Annotated in this window: 14 protein-coding genes; 12 read left to right on the top strand and 2 right to left on the bottom strand. The window is 73.0% G+C overall.

Translation table 11 applies throughout. From position 1 onward, the window contains the following. Positions 1-78: 78 nt before the first annotated feature. Both ACFYOJ_RS35865 and ACFYOJ_RS35860 read right to left on the bottom strand, forming a co-directional pair. Entirely contained in the window at positions 79-1,275 is a 1,197-nt protein-coding gene (locus ACFYOJ_RS35865) for a carotenoid oxygenase family protein (RefSeq protein WP_356558744.1), read from the bottom strand. 165 nt (positions 1,276-1,440) lie between these two features. Continuing rightward, positions 1,441-2,004: a TetR/AcrR family transcriptional regulator gene (locus tag ACFYOJ_RS35860; protein ID WP_356558743.1), complete on the bottom strand. Its 564-nt coding sequence runs from the start codon at positions 2,002-2,004 to the stop codon at positions 1,441-1,443. A 303-nt stretch (positions 2,005-2,307) separates the two neighbouring features. On the opposite strand from ACFYOJ_RS35860, the gene ACFYOJ_RS35855 reads away from it, so the two are divergent. The 12 genes from ACFYOJ_RS35855 to ACFYOJ_RS35800 form a co-directional block, all read left to right on the top strand. Beyond that, positions 2,308-2,853, top strand: a complete 546-nt coding sequence (locus ACFYOJ_RS35855; RefSeq protein WP_356558742.1) for an SRPBCC family protein — start codon at positions 2,308-2,310, stop codon at positions 2,851-2,853. Positions 2,854-3,134: 281 nt separating this feature from the next. After that, a complete protein-coding gene (locus ACFYOJ_RS35850) occupies positions 3,135-4,550 on the top strand; it encodes an MFS transporter (protein ID WP_356558741.1) in 1,416 nt (471 codons plus the stop codon). A 54-nt stretch (positions 4,551-4,604) separates the two neighbouring features. Then, positions 4,605-5,372, top strand: coding sequence for a 3-oxoacyl-[acyl-carrier-protein] reductase (fabG, locus tag ACFYOJ_RS35845; protein WP_356558740.1), 768 nt, complete (start codon positions 4,605-4,607; stop codon positions 5,370-5,372). Next, on the top strand, positions 5,369-6,136 hold the full coding sequence (locus ACFYOJ_RS35840) for an alpha/beta fold hydrolase (RefSeq protein ID WP_356558739.1): 768 nt from the start codon (positions 5,369-5,371) through the stop codon (positions 6,134-6,136). The genes fabG and ACFYOJ_RS35840 overlap by 4 nt, the downstream gene beginning before the upstream one ends. A 51-nt stretch (positions 6,137-6,187) precedes the next feature. Then, positions 6,188-7,123, top strand: a complete 936-nt coding sequence (locus tag ACFYOJ_RS35835) for a TauD/TfdA family dioxygenase (RefSeq protein WP_356558738.1) — start codon at positions 6,188-6,190, stop codon at positions 7,121-7,123. Positions 7,124-7,211: 88 nt separating this feature from the next. Beyond that, positions 7,212-8,186, top strand: coding sequence for a TauD/TfdA family dioxygenase (locus ACFYOJ_RS35830; protein ID WP_356558737.1), 975 nt, complete (start codon positions 7,212-7,214; stop codon positions 8,184-8,186). Positions 8,187-8,258: 72 nt separating this feature from the next. Then, positions 8,259-9,215 carry a beta-ketoacyl-ACP synthase III gene (locus tag ACFYOJ_RS35825; RefSeq protein WP_356558736.1) on the top strand — a complete coding sequence of 319 codons (957 nt, stop codon included), beginning with the start codon at positions 8,259-8,261 and terminating at the stop codon, positions 9,213-9,215. A gap of 89 nt (positions 9,216-9,304) precedes the next feature. Next, positions 9,305-9,550 (top strand): phosphopantetheine-binding protein, encoded by a 246-nt coding sequence (locus ACFYOJ_RS35820; RefSeq protein ID WP_356558735.1) that lies wholly within the window; start codon positions 9,305-9,307, stop codon positions 9,548-9,550. A gap of 3 nt (positions 9,551-9,553) precedes the next feature. Further along, complete coding sequence (locus ACFYOJ_RS35815) at positions 9,554-10,960, top strand: condensation domain-containing protein (protein ID WP_356558734.1); 1,407 nt, start codon at positions 9,554-9,556, stop codon at positions 10,958-10,960. Next, positions 10,957-11,970, top strand: coding sequence for a 2,3-diaminopropionate biosynthesis protein SbnA (sbnA, locus tag ACFYOJ_RS35810; RefSeq protein ID WP_356558733.1), 1,014 nt, complete (start codon positions 10,957-10,959; stop codon positions 11,968-11,970). The genes ACFYOJ_RS35815 and sbnA overlap by 4 nt, the downstream gene beginning before the upstream one ends. After that, positions 11,964-12,986 (top strand): 2,3-diaminopropionate biosynthesis protein SbnB, encoded by a 1,023-nt coding sequence (gene sbnB, locus ACFYOJ_RS35805; RefSeq protein WP_356558732.1) that lies wholly within the window; start codon positions 11,964-11,966, stop codon positions 12,984-12,986. The genes sbnA and sbnB overlap by 7 nt, the downstream gene beginning before the upstream one ends. A 68-nt stretch (positions 12,987-13,054) precedes the next feature. After that, on the top strand, positions 13,055-17,056 hold a 4,002-nt coding region (locus ACFYOJ_RS35800; RefSeq protein WP_356558731.1), incomplete at its 3' end, for an amino acid adenylation domain-containing protein.

Here is a 17,056-nt window from a genome sequence, read left to right as displayed (position 1 = left end):
GAGCGTTTTGTGGGCACTGCTGCGCGACAACCGGGTGTTCACCCCCGATCCGCCCGTCCCGCAAACAGCTTGACACCGTCATTGAGACTCCTCGCCGGTGGTGCCCTCCGCCTGGACGAAGACCGCCTCACTGGGGAGCCGGCCGGTGCCGAAGGGCAGCAACTGGCGGGCGCCGGTGGCGCGGTCGTACTTCACCAGGGTGTGGTTGCCGTTCCCGAGGTCGTCGGGGAAGGACAGCGCGTACTGGTAACGGTGCTCGGTGCCGGTGAAGTTGTCGTTGATCGTGGGGAACTCCACCGTCAGGTCGTCGGTCTGCTGCTCCTCGACGGTCCCGGCGGCCAGGTCGACGGTCCAGCGGCGGCTGCGGGAGCCGGAGTTCGGCTCGGCACCGCGGTCATCGGCGCCGACCCACCAGTTCCAGGAACGCTGCCAGCCCTCGCGGCCCACCGTGGGGCCCTCGACGACGATGCGCCCGTGGGCGTCCTCGTAGGCGTTGGCGAAGTGCATGCCGTAGCCCTGGCCGATCTCGAACCAGCGGATCCGCCGGGCGCCGCCCGCTCCGCGTGGCATGACGCCGATCCGCGAGGCCTGCGCGTCGCTCCAGCCGTACGGGATCCCGGAGTGCTCGTCCGGGTCGAAGGTGACCGAGCCCTCCAGGAAGACCACGTGGTGCTCGGTGATCGCGAAGTCGTGCTTGAGCGCGGCGCTCGCCCCGGGCACCTCCTGGCTGTCCAGCACCTGCCCGTCGGCGGAGGCGACGTGGTGGATCAGGTACGGGGGGAAGGGGGAGGAGGCGAAGAAGTGCAGCTCGCCGGTGGCCGGGTCCTCCTTGGGGTGGGCGGTCATGGCGGAGGTGAGCCTGCCGTCGAAGTCGTAGGCGCCGACCGTCTCCAGATCGGCCGTCAGCTCGAAGGGCAGGGCCGCCTCCGACAGGGCCAGCAGCCGGCCGGCGTGTTCGATGACGTGCGTGCCGGCCGTGCTGACCGTGAGGTCGGGCCCCCGGTCGGTCATGTACGGGGCGCCCTCCAGGGCGGGGGTGTGGACCCAGCGGTTGCGGTACCACTCGGCGCGGCCGTTCCGCAGCCGGATGCCGTGCACCATGCCGCTGCCCTTGAACCAGTGGGTGGGGGTGATGCCGGGCTTGGGGTTGTGGCTGTTGCGGATCAGACGGCCGGTCAGCTCGGGGGGCAGGGTGCCTTCCACGGTCAGCTCCCTCGCGGTGATCTCGTCGGCGACGGGGGCGTAGTGGCCGGTCAGGTAGGGCTTGCTGGTCATGGTGGGCCTCGGTTTCCGGTGATGGTGTGGGATGCGACGGGAGCGGCAATGTGTGGTTGACCACTCACTTGCCGCGGCGAAAAGAAGGGCGGCCGCCGGGTGCGCCGACGCGGGACCGCCCGTCGGGGTCGGGAAGGAGGAGAAGGGGTGATGCCGGGGGCGGGATCAGTAGTGCGTGATCCCGGCGGTCAGGGTGCGGGTCCAGGGCGCCGGGACCGCCTCGGCGTCGATGGAGACGAGCAGGTGGCAGAGCATGCCGACGGCGAAGAACTGCTGGACCTGCTCCTCGGAGCCGCCCGAGGCGCTGCGGACGTACTCGACGGTGCGGGCGTACCCCGCCCGCACCGCCTCCCTGATCGCCGGCTCGGAAACGGCGGCGGCCTGGGCGTGCAGCTGGACCAGCATGAGGTCGTTGTCGCTGATCAGGCGGGCGTAGGCGTCCCCCATGGAGGCGAGGACCGCCTCGGGTGCCGCGCTCTCGGCCTGCGCCGCGCCCGCCTCGAGGGCGGCGCGGACCCGGACGAAGCAGTGGTCGACGACCGCGGTGAACAGCGCCTCCTTGTTCGGGAAGAGGCGGTAGACATAGGCCTGGGAGATACCGGCGGCCTTGGCCACCTCCGTGGTGGTGGTGCCGAAGTACCCCCGGGCCGCGAACGCCCCGATGGCCGTGCGCAGCACCGTCTCCCGACGTTCGTCGGCCGTGGACAGTTGGCGGCGTTCCGTCTTCATGTGAGTACTCAACCACTCACTCTCGAGGGCGTCAAGCGTGACAGGTCAAGCGGAACGAGGAGGCGCTCCGTTGACACGCTCCCGAGGGAGTGGTTGGCTACTCACACAACACCGAGGTGGCCGATGGGCCGCACTCGTCGCGGAAACCCTCCTTTTCGCACACCGCTCCCCTTTCCGCTCCCCCGCGCCTCACCTTCGCGAGGCATCCACCTTGCACACACGGAGAGCGCGAGTGAGTGGCCAACCACTCTCTTATCGGCGGCCGCACCGGCGGCCGCACCTCGACCACTGGGAGAACCCCTCATGCTCGGCAGTCTCACCACCGCACTCCTGGCCGCGCTCCCCCTGGCCCTCGGCGGCCACGGCCCCGCACCGGCCGGGATCGACGAGAAGGCACCGGTGATCGCCCGGGACGACATCGTCATCGACGCGCCGCTGGACCGCGTCTGGCGCATCCAGACGGACGTCGAGAACTGGCCCGCCTGGCAGCCGGGCGTCAGCTCCTCGGTCAAGCAGACCCGCGGGCCGCTGCGCCCCGGTTCCTCCTGGGTGTGGTCCACCGAGGGCCTGGAGAACATCACCTCGACGGTCGAGCAGGTGCAGCCGGGGCGCCGCATCGTCTGGGGCGGGCCGGCCCAGGGCATCACCGCCGTCCACGTGTGGACCTTCACGCGGACCGAGGACGGGGTGCACGTCCACACCGAGGAGTCCTGGACCGGCGAACCCGTCACCGCCGACACCGCCTCTCTCCAGGCGGCGCTGGACGCCTCGCTGGACGACTGGCTGCACAACCTCAAGCGGCAGGCCGAGAAGCGCCCCGCGCCCGAGGGCGCGGACGCCTGTCCCTGACCGGCTGCCCCGTCCCGGACTCCCTCGCGCCCGGCCGGTGGCCCACTGCGGCCACCGGCCCGCACGGCCGCCGCCCCTCCGCCGCCCCTCCCCCGGCACCGTGCGCCTCACGGCCCGGAGCGGCACCCCGTCCCGCACCGCCCGAATCCGCAGGGCCTGTGGCTCCGGGCCCGGAGCCACAGGTTCGAAACACCGGACCCGGAACACCGGACCCGAAGCCGTAGCCGCAGCCACAGCCACAGCCACAGCCACAGCCACAGCCACAGCCACCGAAAGGCATCATGTCCCCCTCACCGCCCGCCCCGTCCCCGCGCCGCCCGGGCCTCGTCCTCTCCCTGCTGGCCGGTGCGCAGTTCCTCGTCGTCCTCAACACGTCCATCGTGAACGTCGCCCTGCCCACCATCGGCCAGGACCTCCGCCTGACACCGACGGGTCTGGCCTGGGTCGTCAACGCCTACCTCGTCGCCTTCGGGGCGCTGTTGCCCGTCGGCGGTCGTCTCGCCGACCTGCTCGGGCACCGCACCGCCTTCCTCGGGGGGCTCGTCGTCTTCGCCGCCGGCTCCCTCGCCGCCGGCATTCCCTCGGACGCCGGACTGCTCGTCGCGGCCCGCGCGGTCCAGGGAACCGGCGCGGCCCTGCTGTCGCCGGCCGGTCTGGCGATCCTGCTGGCCCGCTGGCCCCAGGGCCCCGGGCGGGGCAGGGCCCTGGGCCTGTGGGGAGCGGCCTCGGCGGCCGGCGGAGCCGCCGGGGTCCTGCTCGGCGGAGTGCTCACCGACGCCCTGGGATGGTGGGCCGTCTTCGCCGTCAGCGCCCTCCTCTCCCTTCCCGGGATCGCGGCCGCCCCGTCGCTCCTGGGCCGGGGGAAGCACGGGCGCGCCGTCCGCCTCGACGTGCCCGGCGCGTTCCTCGTGACGGCCGGCCTCACCCTCCTCGTCCTCGGCCCGGGCACCGGGGACCGGCTGCCGCTGCCGGACTTCGTCCTCCCGGCCGCCGGGGTGTTCCTGCTGCTGATGCTCGCGCCGGTCGAGCGGCGCGCGAAGGACCCGTTGCTGCCCCCGGCGCTGCTGCGCAGCCGTTCGGCCGTGGCGGGCAACCTCCTGATGCTGCTGCTCGGGGCGGTGTGGGTGACCACGTTCTTCTTCCTCCCGCTCTACCAGCAGAAGGTCCTCGGCCACTCGCCCCTCGAGGCGGGCCTCACCCAGGTACCGCTCGCCGCGGCCCTCATGGCGGCGTCCTGGGGTGCGGGGCGGCTGCGGGGCACGCTGCTGCCGGGCTTCCTGGTGCTCGCGGCCGGACTGCTGTGGCTGGCCCGGCTGCCGGTCGACGGGACCTTCCTCGCCGACCTGCTCGGCCCGTCCGTCCTCGTCGGCACCGGCCTGGGGCTGGCCTTCGTGCCGCTCACCGGGCTGGGCGTCGCGGACGTGGAGCCCCGGCACGCCGGTGTCGCGGGCGGACTGATCAACACCTCCCGGCAGGTCGGCGGCGCCCTGGGGCTCGCGGCGCTCACGGCCCTGGCGGCTCCCGCCGCCGGACGGCCCGTGCCCGGGCCCGCGGACCTGGCACAGGGCTACCGGCGCGCCCTCGTCGCGGCCGCCCTCGTCGCCCTGCTCGCCGCCGCCGGGGCGCGGGCGGCGTGCGCGGGGGCCGGCGGCGTGCGCGGGGCGTGGGGCGGGCGCCGGGTGCAGGGTGCCGTATAGGCCAGATATAGCCCGCGAACACACGCTCGACCCATCCGAATGGATGGGGGAAAGATGCCGGAACTTGGGGAAGAGATGGCGGAGCAGTCCGCGCAGGTGGCGCTGGTGACCGGAGGGTCGCGGGGGATCGGGCGCGCGGTGGCCACCCGGCTCGCGAACGACGGTTTCGACGTCGCGATCTGCTACCGGTCCGACGAGAGCGCGGCCGAGCAGGTCGCCAAGGAGATCCGGGCCGCGGGCCGCCGCGTGCTGACCCGCCGCGTGGACGTCGCCGACCGGGTCGGGGTGCGGGCCTTCGTCGCCGAGGTCGAGTCGGGCCTCGGCCCGGTGTCGGCGGTCGTGACGTCCGCCGGCATCACCCGAGACCGGCCGCTGGCGCTGATGCAGGACGACGAGTGGGACTCCGTGCTGCGCACCAACCTCGACGGGACCTACAACCTGCTGCGCTCGGTGGTCAGGTCGATGATCCGCCGCCGCGAGGGCACCGTCGTGACGCTGTCCTCGGTGGCCGGCGTGGTCGGCAACGCCGGACAGACCAACTACTCGGCGTCGAAGGCCGGCATCATCGGCCTCACCCAGGCGCTGGCCAAGGAGTTCGGCCGGTACGGCGTACGGGCCAACGCGGTCGCCCCGGGATTCATCGACACCGAGATGGTCGCCGGGGTGCCCGAGTCGGTCGCCAAGGACGCCATGGGCCGCATCCCGCTGGCCCGCTTCGGCACCCCCGACGAGGTCGCGGCCCTGGTCTCCTACCTGGTCTCGCCGCAGGCCGCGTACATCACCGGCCAGGTGGTGCGGATCGACGGCGGCATGGCGCTGTGACCGGGCCGGGGATCTGGTTCCGCCACTATCCGGGGGCGGTCGCGCCGCGCGTGCGCCTGGTGTGCTTCCCGCACGCCGGCGGCAACGCCCACCTCTTCCACGGCTGGGCGTCCCGGCTGCCCGCCGACGTCGAGCTCCTCGCCGTGCGCTACCCGGGCCGCCAGGAGCGGATCGGCGAGCCCTGCGTCACGAGGATGGACGAACTGGCCGACCGGGTCTTTGAGGCACTCGCCCCGCAACGCGACCTGCCGCTGGTCCTGTTCGGCCACAGCATGGGCGCCGCGGTGGCCTACGAGGTCGCGGTACGCCTGGAAGACCCCGCGGCCGAAGGCCCCGGGCCGGCCCTGCTGCTGCTCTCCGGCCGTGCCGCGCCGCACGTCACCAGGCCCACCGCGCTGCACCGGGCGGCGGACGACGTACTGGTGGCGGGCGTGACCCGGCTGGGCACCCTCGGCGGTGACGTCTACGCCGTACCGGAGCTGCGGAAGCTGCTGCTGCCGGTGCTGCGTGCGGACTACCGGCTCATCGAGACGTACGGCAGGCAGCGGCCGCCGGTGCTGCGTGCGCCGGTGGTGGCGTACCTCGGCGACCGTGACCCGGGGGTCACGCGGACGGGTGTCGAAGCCTGGTCGGAGCTGACCGACGGCGGCTTCACCGTGCGTTCCTTCCCCGGCGACCACTTCTACCTCGCGCCCCGGGAGGCGGAGCTGACCGCGGACATCGCGGAGCGGCTGACCCGTCTCCCGGTGGCCCGGCCGGCCTGAGCCGGCGCCCCGTACACACCGCACCGACACGACAGTGAGAGGAGAGGTGACATGGCGAGTACCGCGGCCTGGGCACCGACGGAGATCAAGGCGGCCGAGGGCGGCGGCCCCGAGGAGCTGCTGCGGCGGGTGGACTCCCTGGAAGGAGGCCTGACCGGCGCGCTCACGCGGGAGAAGGCGCTGGTGTTCCGCGGTTTCGGCATCACGCCCGACACCCTGGACCCGGTGCTCGACCGGCTGCTGCCGAACAGGCTGGCCTACGTGCACGGCAACTCGCCGCGCACCAAGGTCGGGGGCAACGTCTACACCTCGACGGAGTACCCGCAGGAGTACACCATCTCGATGCACAACGAGATGAGTTACGCCCACGCCTGGCCCGCCCGGCTGGCGTTCTTCTGCCAGATCACTCCCGGTTCGGGCGGCGCCACCCCCGTGCTCGACGCGGCGCTGTGGCTCCGGTCGCTGGACCCGCAGGTGCGGGACGCCTTCGCGGACGGGGTGCGCTACGTCCAGAACCTGCACGACGGCTACGGCCTCGGCAAGAGCTGGCAGGACACCTTCGAGACGTCCGACCGGGGCGAGGTGGAGGCGTTCCTGAAGGGCGCGGGCGCCGAGTGGGCCTGGCGGCGCGACGGCAGCCTGCGCGTCGAGTCGCTGCGCCCCGCCACCACCGTCCACCCGGTGACCGGCACCGAGGTGTGGTTCAACCAGGCCGACCAGTGGCACCCGGCCGGCCTCGGCGACGACACCGCGAAGGAGCTCGCGCAGATCCTCTCCGAGGACGAGCTGCCGCAGTCGGTGACCTTCGCCGACGGCAGCCCCATCCCCGCCGAGTACGTGCTGCAGATCCGCGACCGGGGGCTGGACCACGCGGTCGACGTCGACTGGCGCGCCGGTGACCTGCTGCTCATCGACAACCTGCTGCTGGCGCACGGCCGGCGTCCCTACACGGGCGACCGGCGGGTGCTGGTCGCGATGTCCGACTGACCGTCCACGGTCCCCGAACCCGGGCCTCACGGTCCCCGAACCCGGGCCTCCCCGGTCCCGGCCGCCGCGACGACCAAGCGAGTTGACCATGACCATCACCTCGGAAGAGACCCCTGCCGGCTGGCTGGGCACCGGAACCGTGCCCGGCCTGTGCCGACCGGACTCCCCCGGCACCGGCATCCACGCCTATCTCGCCGAGCACCGCGGCGAACTGCGCGCACTGCTCGCACAGCGCGGGGCGCTGCTGCTGCGCGGCTTCGGCGTGGGCGGTGTCGACGGCTTCGACCAGACCGTGCGCGCCTTCTCCGGCACGCCCCCGCTGGCCTACGCCGAACGCTCCTCGCCCCGCTCCACCATCAAGGGCCAGGTCTACACGTCGACGGACTACCCGCCGGCCGAGGAGATCTTCCTGCACAACGAGAACTCCTACCAGGCGGTGTGGCCGCGCACGCTGTACTTCTACTGTGTGGAGCCGCCCACCACCCAGGGCGCGACGCCGCTCGCCGACATCCGGCGGGTCCTCGCCGCGATCGACCCGCAGGTGCGGGCCGAGTTCGAGGCGCGGGGCTGGCAGGTGGTGCGCAACTTCCACACCGGGTTCGGCGTGCCCTGGCAGGAGGCGTTCAACACCTCGGACCGGGACGCCGTGGTCGCGTACTGCGCGGAACGGCGCATCGAGGCCGAGTGGCGGCCCGACGGAGGGCTGCGCACCACCGCGGTCCGCCGCGCGGTGCACCGGCACCCGACGAGCGGCGAGGAGGTGTGGTTCAACCACGCCACGTTCTTCCACACCAGCACGCTGCCCGAGGAGGTCGGCGCGGGTCTGCGCGCGATCTTCGACGACGAGGACCTGCCCACCCACACGTTCTACGGCGACGGCGGCGCCATCCCCGACGATGTGCTGGACCACCTGCGCGGCTGCTACCGCGGGGCGTCCGTCCGCTTCGACTGGCAGCGCGACGACGTCCTGATCGTCGACAACATGCTCGCCGCACACGCCCGCGAGCCGTTCACCGGGCCCCGGCGGATCGCCGTGGCCATGGCGGAGCCGTCCGGGGCCTGAGCGGCCGTACGCGGGCACGCCGCAGTCCCTGTCGCACAAACCCGTCCACCCGACCCGCAGTTGGGAAGAGAGATGCTCACCACACACGGATCACGCATAGCCGCTCTCGCGGTCTACCGGCCCACCCGTCTCGTGTCCAACGAAGAACTGTCGCAGCGGACCACCGTCTCCCCGGAGTGGATCGAGAGCCGCACCGGCATCAGGACCCGCCATCACGCGGACGAGCAGGAGACCATCGCCGCGATGGCCACGGCGGCCGGGGAGAAGGCGGTGGTCGAGGCCGACATCGACCCGGCCGAGGTGGACCTCACCATCGTGGCCAGCGCCACCCGCCGCGTCCGCATGCCCGGTGTGGCGCCCGAGGTCGCCAGCCGCATCGGCCTGCCCAACTCCGGCGCCTACGACCTGAACGCGGTCTGCGCCGGCTTCACCTACTCCCTGGCCATGGCCTCCAACGCGGTACGGCTCGGCGAGGCGCGGCACGCGCTGGTCATCGGCGCCGAGCGGACCAGCGAGTGGATCGACCCGAACGACCCGGACACCTTCGTCATCTTCGGTGACGGCGCCGGCGCCGCCGTGGTGTCCCGCTCCGAGACGGCCGGCATCGGCCCGGCGGTGTGGGGCAGCGACGGGGCGCGGCACGAGGTGCTCGGCATCACGGAGAAGGCCGACGGCCGCGAGTACGTCACCATGAACGGCCCCCTGGTCTACAAGTGGTCGACGGCCACCATGCCGGACGTGGCCCACCGGGCCTGCGCCGCGGCCGGTGTCGCCCTGGAGGACATCGCCTGGTTCGTGCCTCACCAGGCCAACAACCGGATCATCCGCACGCTGACGGACAACCTGGGCCTGCCGCAGGACCGCGTCGTCAACGATGTCGTCGACACCGGCAACACCTCGGCGGCCAGCGTGCCGCTGGCGCTCAGCCGCCTCAAGGAGAGCGGCCGGGCCACCCCCGGCGACAAGGTCCTGCTGCTCGGTTTCGGCGCCGGCCTGACCTACGCCGGCCAGGTCGTCGACCTGCCTTGACGCCCCGCCGTCCCGCCCGGCGTCCCGAACGCCGTCCCGAACGCACTCCCCGCTCCGCAAGCCTCACTCCACACAGAGACGGAACCGTCATGACCAGAGACGAAATCATCGTCGAGATCATCAACCTCACCCTGCGCACCGCGCCCGACCTGGAGGGCGAGGTCACCGCCGACGCCAGCTTCGAGAATCTCGGCCTGGACTCCCTGACCCGTATCGACCTGCTGGCGGCCGTGGAAAAAAACTTCGGTCTGTCGGTGCCCGACGAGAAGGTCGGCGACCTGCTGAGGGTCAGTGACGTCGCGGACTTCCTCATGGCGCACAAGGCGGGAGTCTGAGCCATGACCCACACGGACCCCGGGGACGGTGCGCTGCCCCTCTCGGTGGGCCAGGAAGGACTGTGGCTCCTGCACAGCCTGGCCCCCGACAGCTCCACCTACCACCTCGCGGGAGGTGTCCGCATGGAGCCGGCGCCCGACCCCGAGATCCTGGCGCGGGCCGTCGACGCGGTCACCGAGCGGCATCCCATGCTCCGCTCGGTGTACGCGGACACCGAGGACGGCCCGCGGCGCCGCGTCCTGCCGCCCGGCGCGACCGGGCGCCTCACGGTCCGCGAGGTGCCGGACGCCGACGACGAGGAGCTGCGCCGGATGGTGGACGCGGAGGTCGCCGCGCCGTTCCGGCTGACCGACGAGGGCCCGTTCCGGGCCGTGCTGCTGCGGCGCGGGGCGGATGCCGTGACGCTGGTCGTCACACACCACATCGCCACCGACGCCCTGTCCCAGTGGCTGCTCTGGCGGGACCTGCTCACCGCCTACGCGGACCTCGCCGAGGGCCGGGGCCCCCGGCTGGAACCGCCGGCCACCGACTTCGGCCACTTCGTGACGGCCGAGCGCACCCTGCTGGACTCCTCGCGCGGCGCCCGCCAGGCCGAGTTCTGGCGGGACCAGTGCGCCGGCTCACAGGCCGCCGAACTGCCCACCGACCGGCCCCGTCCGGCCGTACCGGCGAGCAAGGGCACGAGCCTGGTGCGCCGGATGCCCGCCGAACTCTCGGAGGGCATCCGGCGCGCCGCGGCCGACCGCGAGGTCTCCCCGTTCGCGGTCACGCTCGGTGCGCTCCAGGCCCTGGTCAACCGCTGGACCGGCATGCGGGACTTCCTCATCGCCTGCCCGGCGTCCGTGCGCCGCTCCGCGGCCCGCGAGGTCGTCGGCTACTACGTCAACCCGGTGCTGGTGCGTGCGGAGATCTCCCGGGACGCCACCCTGGGCGAGATCGTCGACCGCGCAGCGGAACGGGTGCGGCAGGCCACCGCACGTGCCTCCTACCCGTTCCCGCTGGTCGCCCGGGACGCCGGGGACGCCGGGGACGGCGGGCCGCTGTACCGGATCGCCATGACGATGGTCTCCACCGAACGCTTCGACGGCGGCATGGAGGTCGCCGCCGCCGGAGTGCCGATGCGGGTGGGCGGCCTCACCGTCACCTACCTGGAGATCCCGCACCTGGAAGGCCAGTGCGACGTGTCGCTGGAGGTCACCCGGGACGCCCAGGGCCTCACCGTCGCCCTGCGCTACGACACGGAGCTGTTCGAACGGGCCACCATGGAGCGGCTGTTCGACCAGTACGTACGGTTCCTCACGGCCGCCGTCGACGACGCGGACCGCCCCGTCGGCCGCATCCGGCTCACCGACGGCGCCGACAAGCGGGCCCTGCTCGCCCTCGGCGGCCACCCCGGCGCCGGCTCATGAGCGCTTCCGTGCTCCACGGCATCCTCGACGGCATCGGCGACACGCCACTGGTGGAACTCACCGGCCTGCTGCCCCGGTTCGGCTCCCGCATCTTCGCCAAACTGGAGGCGTTCAACCCGGGCGGCAGCGTCAAGGACCGGTCCGCGCTCTCCATGCTGCTGGGCCGTATCCGCAGCGGTGACCTGGTGCCGGGCCGCTCCACGGTGGTGGAGTCCAGCTCCGGCAACCTCGCCATCGGCATGGCGCAGATCTGCCGGTACTTCGGCATCGACTTCATCTGCGTCGTCGACCCGAAGACCACCGAGCAGAACCTGGCCATCCTGCGGGCCTACGGCGTCACCGTCGACCTGGTCACCGATGTCGATCCCGAGACACGGGCCTATCTGCCGTCACGCGTCAAGCGGGTACGGGAACTCGTCGCGTCCGTCCCGGGCGCCTACTGGCCCAACCAGTACGCCAATCCCCTCAACCCGCTGGCGCACGAGCGGACCATGCGGGAGATCGCCGAGGCCCTCGACGGCCGCGTCGACTACCTCTTCTGCTCCACCGGGACCGGCGGCACCCTCACCGGCTGCGCCCGCTACATCCGCGAACACCGGATGCCCACCACGCTGGTGGGCGTGGACGCGCTGGGCAGCGTGCTGTTCGGCGGGGCGTCCGGGCCGCGGCTGCTGCCCGGACACGGCGCGGCGGTGCGGCCCGCCCTCTTCGACCCGACGCTGGCCCACGAGGTGGTGCACGTCTCCGACCTGGAGTGCGTGGTCGGGTGCCGCGCCCTCACCGACCGCGAGGCCATACTCGCCGGCGGCTCCTCGGGCGCGGTCACCGCCGCGCTCGGCAAGTTCGCGGCCCGCATCCCGGCCGGCCGCAACGTCGTGCTGGTCTTCCCCGACCGGGGCGACCGGTACCTCGACTCGATCTACTCCGACGACTGGGTGCGCGCCCACTTCGGAGAGGTCTCCCATCTGTGGCAGGAACCCGATCTCTTCATGGCGGTGGGCGCATGCTGATCATCAGACACGGGCAAGTGGACGGGCTCCTGTCCGGGCGCGAGAAGGAGATCGTGGACCTGGTCGCCGACGCCTACGAACGCCACGACGAGGGGCGCACCGTATTGCCGCACTCCGTCTTCCTGCGTTTTCCCGGCCGCCCCCGCGACCGCATCATCGGCCTCCCCGGCTACCTCGGTTCGGCGGCCGGGGACGGCACACCGGGCGGTGAGGTCGCCGGCATGAAGTGGATCTCGTCCTTCCCGGGCAACGTCGCGGGCGGCCACGAGCGGGCCAGCGCCGCGATCCTGCTGAACTCGCTGGAGACCGGGCACCCCGAGGCCCTCGTCGAGGGTTCCGTCATCTCCGCCCGGCGCACCGCCGCCTCCGCCGCGCTCGCCTCCCGGCTCCTGCTCGACGGGCGCCGGCCCACCGGGGTCACCCTCGTCGGTACCGGCGTCATCAACCGCGAGGTGCTCCGCTTCCTCGCCGTCGTCCACCCCCATCTCGACTCGCTCGCCGTGTACGACACGGACCCGGAGCGTGCCGCCCGCTTCACCGCCGACCACGCCCGGCTGCTGCCCGGCGCCCGGGTACGGCACTGCGGCAGCCTCGACGAGGCCCTGGCCGCACACGACCTGGTGTCCTTCGCGACCACCGCCGCCACCCCGCACACCGGTCTCGACGCCTGCCCGCCCGGTGCCGTCGTCCTGCACGTCTCCCTGCGGGATCTGACCGTGCCCGCGATCCTCGGCGCGCACAACGTCGTCGACGACCCGGACCACGTGTGCCGCGAGAAGACCTCGCCGCACCTGGCGCAGGAGCACACCGGCGGCCGGGACTTCATCCACGCGTCCATCGGCGCGCTGCTGAAGGGCACCGCCGCACCCGTGCCCCGGGACGGCCGGCCGGTGGTGTTCTCCCCGTTCGGCCTCGGCGTGCTGGACCTGGCGCTGGCCCGTTTCGTCCGCGACGAGGCACGCGCGCGGGGCATCGGCACCTTCGTCGAGGGCTTCCTGCCCGGCCGTACGCCGTAGCGGCGGCCCGCCCCGAGGACCGCCCCCGCACCGCAGACCCGCACCTGACCCACACCTCTGGAGAAGAGATGTCTGTCCCGCTGCACGAACTGATCTCCCGCCGAGCCGCCCGTACCCCCCATGCCATCGCGGTCGACGACGCACAGGGGACGATGACGTACGAGCAGCTGGACCGGCACGCGAACCGCGTCGCGCGGCTGCTCAGGGACCGGGGCGTCGCCCCGGAGGAGCGGGTGGCGGTCAGTCTCCCCCGCCGGCGCGACCTGCCCGCCGTCCTCCTCGGCGTGTGGAAGGCGGGCGCCGTCTACGTCCCGCTGGACGCCGCCCACCCCGCGGAGCGGACCGCGTGGATGGTCGAGGACAGCGGCGCCCGGCTGGTCCTGGCGGTGCGCGGAACGGCGCCCGTGGGGCTGGACGAAGGCACCGTACTGCTCCTGGACGCCCCGGAGACCGGCCTCGACGCCCGGCCGGACACCACCCCCGGGCCGCCCGCCGCCGACCCCGCGAACGCCGCCTGCCTCACCTACACGTCCGGTTCCACCGGCCTCCCCAAGGGGGTGCTGGTGGAACACGCCGGCCTCGCCAACCGGGTGTCCTGGACGGTGACGCGGCAGGGCCTCGGCGCGGACGACCGGATGGTGATGAAGACGGTCCTCACCTTCGACGCCGCCGCCCTGGAACTGTTCGCGCCGCTCGTCGCCGGAGGCACCGTGGTGATGGCGCCGCCGGGCGCCGAGTCCGACCCGGCGCTGCTGGTGCGCACCCTCGCCGAGCAGCGCGTCACCGTCCTGCAGGGCGTCCCGTCGGTGCTGCGGCTGCTCACGGAGGAGCCCGGCTGGGCCCAGTGCACCGGGCTGCGGATGGTGTTCTCCGCCGGTGAGGCCCTCGACGCCGAGCTGTGCCGCCGGCTGAGCGAGCCGACCGGTGCCACGGTGTGGAACACCTACGGACCCACCGAGTGCTCCGTCGACGTCACCGCCCAGGAGTTCGACCCGGCGCTCCACACGGAGGCCGTGCCCATCGGCCGCCCCCTCGACGGACTGCGCGTCTACGTGCTGGACGAGGAGTTCGACCCCGTGCCCATCGGTGTCGTCGGCGAGGTCTACGCCGCGGGCACCGGCCTCGCCCGCGGCTACGCCGGGCGCCCGGCACAGACCGCGGAGCGTTTCCTGCCCGACCCGCACAGCGGCGACGGCGGCCGCATGTACCGCACCGGAGACCTGGCCCGCTGGCGTTCCGACGGCAGCCTCGCCTACCTGGGCCGCGTCGACCACCAGGTGAAGGTCAACGGCGTCCGCATCGAACCGGCCGAGGTCGAGGCCGCCCTGCACGCCCACCCCGACGTACGGGGGGCCGTCGTCGGGGCGTACACCGCCGCCACCGGCACCAGGCTCGTGGCCCACCTCGTGGCGGGCCGCCGCATCCCCCGCGACGAACTGCGCGGCTTCCTGCGGCGCCGGCTGCCCGAGTCGATGATCCCCGCCCAGTTCGTGCCCATGGACGCTTTCCCGCTGACCGCCAACGGCAAGGTAGACCGGTCCGCCCTGCCCGACCCGGCGGCCCGCGAGAGCGCCGCGCCCGGGGACGCGCCCGCGTCGGTGGCGCCCCGCACCCCGGCGGAACGGCTCGTCGCCGACGTGTGGGAACAGCTGCTCCAGGTGGAGAACGTCGGCGTGCACGACGATTTCTTCGCCCTCGGCGGCTCCTCCCTCGTCCTGACCCGCCTCGCCGTCGCCCTCACCAAGGCGTCCGGCGACGACGTCCAGCTGCGCGGCCTGTTCGGCGCGTCCACCGTGGAGGCCCAGGCCCGCCTCATCGAGGAGTCCCGGCCCGCCGTGCCCGAGGTGGTCCCGGTGGACCGCGGCGTACCGCTGCCGCTCTCCTTCGGCCAGCACCGCCTGTGGTTCCTGGACCGTATGCACCCCGGCAGTCCCGAATGGGTCGCGCCGCTCTTCCTGCGGCTGCCCGCCGGCACCACCGAGGCCACCGTCCGCACCGCCCTCGACACCCTGGAGCAGCGCCACGAGGCCCTGCGCACCCGCTACGTCCTCCAGGGCGAGGAACCCCGCCAGGTCGTCGTCGGCGCACAGCCCGTCGAACTCCGCGTGGAGGACGCCGGCGAGGCCCAGCTGGAGCGGCTCTTCGACGAGCAGTTCCGCCGCGGTTTCGACCTGACCGACGGCCCGCTGTGGCGTGCCATGCTGGTCCGGGTCCCGCTCGGCGGCCCCGTCCTGCTGGTCACCGCCCACCACATCGCCAGCGACGGCTGGTCGACGGTCGTGCTGGAGCGGGAGATCCGCGAGCTGTGCGCGGCGGCCGGGGAGAACCGTCCGCACGAACTGCCCGCACCCGCCGTGCAGTACGGCGATTACGCCGCCTGGCAGGCTGCCCGCACCGACGACGCCGTCCTGGACCGCGAACTCGACTACTGGAGATCCGCCCTGCGCGGCATGCCCGAACTCCAGCTGCGCACGGACCGGCCCCGCCCGGCCCACCGCGACGGACACGGCCGGGGCGTACGGTTCTCCGTGCCCGCCGGTCTCGCGGACGCCCTCAGCGGCATCGGCCGACAGCACGGGGCCACGCCGTACGCCGCCCTGCTCGCCGCCTTCGCGGCGCTGCTGGCCCGCTACAGCGGTCAGGAGGACTTCGGTGTCGGCAGCCCGGTGACCGGCAGGCTGCGGCCGGAGACCCAGGACACGGTGGGCTTCTTCCTCAACTCCCTCGTCATGCGCTGCGACCTGTCCGGCGACCCGAGCTTCGCCGAACTGCTCGTCCGTACCAAGGACACCGTGCTCTCCGGCTTCGCCCACCAGGAGCTGCCCTTCGAACGGCTGGTGGACGAACTCCAGCCGGTCCGCGACCTGTCGCGCACCCCGCTCTACCAGGTGGCCTTCGACCTCCAGGACGAGGGCGCCACCATGGTGGCCGGCGACGGTGTCCTCATGGACGCCTTCCAGGGCGCCTGGCGGGTGGCCAAGACCGACCTCACCCTCTTCGTCTGGCGGCACGCCGACGGGTCCCTCACCGGGGCCTTCGAGTACGCGGCCTCGCTCTTCGAGCCCACCACGGTGGAGCGCATGGCCGACCACTTCGTCCGCCTCGTCCAGGCGGTCGTCGACTCCCCCGGCACCCCGCTCTCCGCGATCGACCTCACCAGCGTCCACGAGCACCGGCTGCTCCGCCTCTGGAACGACTCCGCGGTGGCGATGCGTGAGCTGTCGGTACCGGAACTGATCGCGGAACAGGCCGAGCATCACCCGGACGCGGTGGCCGTGGAGTCGGACGGTACGGCGATGTCGTACGCGGAGCTGGACGCCCGCGCCAACCGTCTCGCCCACCGGCTGCGGGAGGCCGGCGTGGGCCCCGAATCATCGGTGGCAGTGCTGCTGGACCGGTCGGCCGACCTGATCGTGGCACTGCTGGCGGTCTGGCGTACCGGTGCCGGCTACGTCCCCATGGACCCCGTCCTCCCCGCCGCCCGCATCACCGGCATGGTCACAGACGCCGGCGTGCAGACGGCCCTCACCACCGCCGCCTACGCCGACCGCTTCGAGGTGCCGGTGGTGCGGGTCGAGGACGACAACTCGCACCTGCCCCAGTCGCCTCCCGAGGTGCCGGTGGACCTGGACACGGTCGCCTACACCGTCTTCACCTCCGGCTCCACCGGCCGCCCCAAGGGCGTACAGGTCACCCACCGCAACCTGGCCAACCACATCGACTGGGCCGTACGCGCACTCACCTCGGCCGGCACCGGCGGCGCCCCCGTCTTCTCGTCTGTCGCCTTCGACCTCGTCGTCCCCAACCTGTGGGCCCCCCTCGCCGCCGGACAGCGCACCTGGCTGTACGACGGCGAACTCACCGACCTCGGCACCGCGTTGACGGACGCCGGCCCGTTCTCCTTCATCAAGCTCACCCCCGGCCACCTCGACATCCTCTCCAGCCAGCTCACCGACGACGAGATCACCACCCTGGCCGGCAAGATCGTCGTCGCCGGCGAAGCACTCCCCGGCACCCTCGTCGCACGCTGGCACCAGATCCTCGGCGACGAAAAGGTCCTCAACGAATAC

Origin of the sequence: Streptomyces sp. NPDC006384, assembly GCF_042870695.1 — a bacterium.
In the GTDB taxonomy this organism is placed as follows: domain Bacteria; phylum Actinomycetota; class Actinomycetes; order Streptomycetales; family Streptomycetaceae; genus Streptomyces.
The sequence above is the reverse complement of the archived record's forward strand: the minus strand, read 5'-3'. Positions and strand labels throughout refer to the sequence as shown.

What these genes read in the sequence shown, in the direction of transcription:
- fabG (WP_356558740.1), top strand. Translation starts at nt 4,605, where the DNA reads ATGCCGGAACTTGGGGAAGAGATGGCGGAGCAGTCCGCGCAGGTGGCG.
- sbnA (WP_356558733.1), top strand. Translation starts at nt 10,957, where the DNA reads ATGAGCGCTTCCGTGCTCCACGGCATCCTCGACGGCATCGGCGACACG.
- ACFYOJ_RS35830 (WP_356558737.1), top strand. Translation starts at nt 7,212, where the DNA reads ATGACCATCACCTCGGAAGAGACCCCTGCCGGCTGGCTGGGCACCGGA.
- ACFYOJ_RS35850 (WP_356558741.1), top strand. Translation starts at nt 3,135, where the DNA reads ATGTCCCCCTCACCGCCCGCCCCGTCCCCGCGCCGCCCGGGCCTCGTC.
- ACFYOJ_RS35815 (WP_356558734.1), top strand. Translation starts at nt 9,554, where the DNA reads ATGACCCACACGGACCCCGGGGACGGTGCGCTGCCCCTCTCGGTGGGC.
- ACFYOJ_RS35835 (WP_356558738.1), top strand. Translation starts at nt 6,188, where the DNA reads ATGGCGAGTACCGCGGCCTGGGCACCGACGGAGATCAAGGCGGCCGAG.
- ACFYOJ_RS35865 (WP_356558744.1), bottom strand. Translation starts at nt 1,275, where the DNA reads ATGACCAGCAAGCCCTACCTGACCGGCCACTACGCCCCCGTCGCCGAC.
- ACFYOJ_RS35860 (WP_356558743.1), bottom strand. Translation starts at nt 2,004, where the DNA reads ATGAAGACGGAACGCCGCCAACTGTCCACGGCCGACGAACGTCGGGAG.
- ACFYOJ_RS35855 (WP_356558742.1), top strand. Translation starts at nt 2,308, where the DNA reads ATGCTCGGCAGTCTCACCACCGCACTCCTGGCCGCGCTCCCCCTGGCC.
- sbnB (WP_356558732.1), top strand. Translation starts at nt 11,964, where the DNA reads ATGCTGATCATCAGACACGGGCAAGTGGACGGGCTCCTGTCCGGGCGC.
- ACFYOJ_RS35820 (WP_356558735.1), top strand. Translation starts at nt 9,305, where the DNA reads ATGACCAGAGACGAAATCATCGTCGAGATCATCAACCTCACCCTGCGC.
- ACFYOJ_RS35825 (WP_356558736.1), top strand. Translation starts at nt 8,259, where the DNA reads ATGCTCACCACACACGGATCACGCATAGCCGCTCTCGCGGTCTACCGG.